Consider the following 3,500-nt stretch of genomic DNA (forward strand, 5'->3'; position numbering starts at 1 on the left):
CGAAGGGTTCGGGCGGCGCCGTAGCGGTGGCGCGAACGCGGAACGCTTCCGGGACCCCTGGGGAGTGCCGCACCTGCGGGCCGCCGATCCGCTCGCGCTGGCGGTGGCGCAGGGCCGGGTGACAGCGTACGACCGGGCCTGGCAGATCGAGGTGGAGCGGCACCGCGCCCAGGGCACCAGCGCGGCGTTCCTCGGGCCCGACGCGCTCGGCTGGGACCGGTTCGTCCGGCAGGTCCGGCTCGACGACACCGCACGCCGATGCCACGCCTCGCTGGACCCGGCGACCGCCGAGTGGGTGGGCGCATACGTGGACGGCGTCAACGCCGCTCTCGCCGCCGGGGCGGCCCGGTCACCGGAGTTCGCCGCCACCGGGCTGAGCCCGGGTCGGTGGGAGCCGTGGACGCCGCTCGCGGTCTGGCTGGGCCACCACATCCTGTTCGCCGGGTTCCCCGGCAAGCTCTGGCGTGAGCACGTGGCGCAGCGGCTCGGGCCGGACGCGGTCGACAGCTTCGCCACCGACGGGCCGGCCGTGGCCGGCAGCAACGGGTGGCTGCTCGCCGCCGAGCGCACCGGCACCGGGGCCGCGCTGCTCGCCGGCGATCCGCACCGGTTCATCGAGGATCCCGGCGTCTACCAGCAGATCCGGCTGGCCTGCCCGGAGTACGACGTGGTCGGGTTGGCGGTGCCGGGCGTGCCGGGCATCGCGCACTTCGGGCACACCGGCGGCGTGGCCTGGGCGATCACCAACGCGATGGCCGACTACCAGGACGTGTACGCGGAGCGGCTGCGCCGCGACGGCCCCCGGGTCCAGGCGCTCGGCCCGGACGGCTGGCGCACGGCGCACCGCCACGTCGAGATGATCGAGGTGGCCGGGGCCGACCCGGTCGAGGTCGAGGTGGTGGAGACCGATCGTGGTCCGGTGATCGCCGGTGGGCCGGACGACGAGAGTGCCGTCAGCCTGCGCTACCCGCCCCGGGTCCGGGGTGACCTCGGATTCGCGACGCTGCCGGAGCTGCTGCGCGCCCGCACCGTGGCCGACGTCGACCACGCGCTGCGGCACTGGGTGGAGCCGGTCAACGTGGTGCAGGCCGCGGACACCGCCGGAGGGCTGTTGCACCGGGTCGCCGGGGCGGTACCGGTACGGCACCCGGAAAACGGCCGGCGGGTGGTCCCCGGATGGGACGCCGCGTACGCCTGGCAGGGCTGGCACGCGCCGATGCCCCGTGCCGAGGTGCACGGTCGGGCGGTGATGGCCAACGAGCGCGGGCTGGCGGCGCCGCTCGGGGTCGAGTTCGCCCCACCGCACCGGGCGCGTCGCATCGCCGAGCTGCTCGACGCCCGTCCGGCCTGGACTGCCGACGAGATGGCAGCGGTGCACACCGACACGTACCTTGGCGCGGCCGGGCCGTTGCTGGCGGTCCTCGCGGAGTCGACGGGGCTCGGTCCGGCCGCCGCCGCGCTGCGGGAACGACTGCTGCGCTGGGATCGCCGGATGGCCGCCGACAGCACCGATGCGGCCGCCTACGCCATCCTGCGGGCGGCTGTCGTACGCCGGATCGCCGCCCACCCGGCGCTGGCCGCGTTGGCCGAGCTGCCCGCGTACCCCGAGGTGTTCGCGCCCTGGTTGGCGCTGACGCCGCGGGTCGGTCACGCGCTGGAGCACCTGCTCGGCGCGAGCCCGTTGCCCGGTGTGGACATCGCCGCGCTCGTGGGCGCGGCGGCCGAGGAGGTAGCCGACGCGGCGGCCGAGCCGGTGCTCTGGGGGGACCTGCACCGGCTGGCGGCGTGGCGGGCCCTGCCCGGCCCGGACACCGGGCCCGGCCCCCGGCTCGACGGGGACCACGACTGCGTGTTGGCCACCTCCAGCGTGCCCGGGGTCACCCACTGGTGCTTCCGGGGGCCGGCGGCGCGCTTCGTCTGGGACCTGGCCCGCCGATCGGACAGCCGCTGGGTGGTCCCCCTGGGCGCCTGCGGGGTGCCCGGCGACCCGCACCACGACGACCAGAGCGCAGCCTGGCTGGCCGGCGACCTGCTGCCGGTCAGCACGGACTGGGACCAGCTCGTCGAGGAACTCCACTGACGGCACCGGCCGCCGCTCGGGGTGATTCACGCACCCCGACCGGCGGCCGGTCACCACGCTGTCAGCGCAGGCCGAACGCCCGGCTGATGCTCTGGCTCACGGTGTTGCCGGCGCTGTCACGCGCCGTGGTGCGCAGGCTCACGAAGCCGGCCTTCGCCGGTGCGGCCAGCGAGGTTCGCCAGCCGTCGCCGTGCCGGGTCAGCCGCTGCTTCTGCCAGGTCGCCCCGTCGTCGTAGGACACCTCGACGGTCACCGCGCCGATCCTGTCGGTGACGCCGGGCAGGTGGGAGGCGACAACGGTCAGCGGCGCACGTCGCGACGCCCTGCCGGCGGAGTCGATGGCCACCTGGTAGTCCAGCTGGATCATCGGCAGCACCTCGGCCGACTCCTCCCCGGTGACCGCCGAGTGGAAGCCCCACTCGGTGCGGGTCTGCCGGGAGTACGGGTTGGTCCACCCGGCCCTGTCGTTCTCCACCACGAGCCGGTACGGCAGTCGCTGCTGGGCCAGCCCGGGGACCTGGAGGTACTCGGCGTTCCCCCAGTCCAGCTCCTTGTCACCCTGGTAGAGGGTGGTCCGGTTGACCATCTTGTAGTTCGCGTACGCCTCACCGATGTGGCCGCCCCCGTCGCCCCACCCGGGCGCGGGCAGGTAAACGGTGTCCAGGTAGCGGACCGGCACGTAGCTGCCGCCCATCCGGGGTCGCTGGATCGGCCCGAACCAGGTGACCGCGCTCGGCTTGTCGGCCGGGTACGTGGCCGTCGCCATCAGGTGCTGACCGGTCTCGCCGGCGATGAACGCGTCGTCGACCCACCGCTGGTCGGCGCTCACCCAGTCGGTGCGGCGGCCCTGCGCCGGTGCCGGCTCCTGGTTGCTCGACGCCCAGCCGCGCCAGATGTCGGTGCGGAACTCCAGCGCCTTGCCCTGCCGGTAGTTGCGGAACTCCACGTCGACCCGGGCCAACTGCCGCTTCGTGGGCCGGTAGGTGAGGTCGGCTGGCACGTTACCGGTCCAGTGGTGCGCCACGTCGTACAGGTAGGTGGTCTCCGGGTGCGACTCGACGGTGAGCCGCACCGCGCCCCGCTCCAGCGCGGCGATGAGCTGCCCACCCTCGTCGGCGCCGAGGGTCGCCACGGTCACCGGGGCGGGGCTCTCCGGGCTCCACGGCGCCTCGTCCCACGGCTGGAGCCGACCGATGCCGTCGTTCACCACGAGCAGCAGCTTCGCCCCGGCCGCAGCGGCGGCCTGCGCCTGGGTGGCGATGTCCACACTGTCACTGCGGCGCACCACCACGGCCCGGTCCCGGACCGGCCGCTTGGCCAGGCCCGGGGGGGGCGCGGGGGGGGCGGGGGACGCGGGCGGCGGGCCGCCGCCCGGGGCGCGGCGCGGGGGGGGGCGCTGGACCCCCCCCTAGGTGTTCGA

At 75.4% G+C, this 3,500-nt stretch carries 2 protein-coding genes; one reads left to right on the plus strand and one right to left on the minus strand.

Annotated elements, in window-relative coordinates:
* Nucleotides 1–64 precede the first annotated feature (64 nt).
* Nucleotides 65–2,080 (plus strand): penicillin acylase family protein, encoded by a 2,016-nt coding sequence (locus AB0B48_RS32430; protein WP_357208315.1) that lies wholly within the window; start codon nucleotides 65–67, stop codon nucleotides 2,078–2,080.
* A gap of 61 nt (nucleotides 2,081–2,141) precedes the next feature.
* On the opposite strand, the gene AB0B48_RS32435 is transcribed toward AB0B48_RS32430, so the two are convergent.
* The gene (locus AB0B48_RS32435; RefSeq protein ID WP_357208312.1) at nucleotides 2,142–3,371 is read right to left on the minus strand and encodes a hypothetical protein; all 1,230 of its coding nucleotides are present in this window, start codon (nucleotides 3,369–3,371) and stop codon (nucleotides 2,142–2,144) included.
* Between the last annotated feature and the right edge of the window lie 129 nt (nucleotides 3,372–3,500).

The organism is Micromonospora sp. NPDC049089, from assembly GCF_040648775.1.
In the GTDB taxonomy this organism is placed as follows: domain Bacteria; phylum Actinomycetota; class Actinomycetes; order Mycobacteriales; family Micromonosporaceae; genus Micromonospora.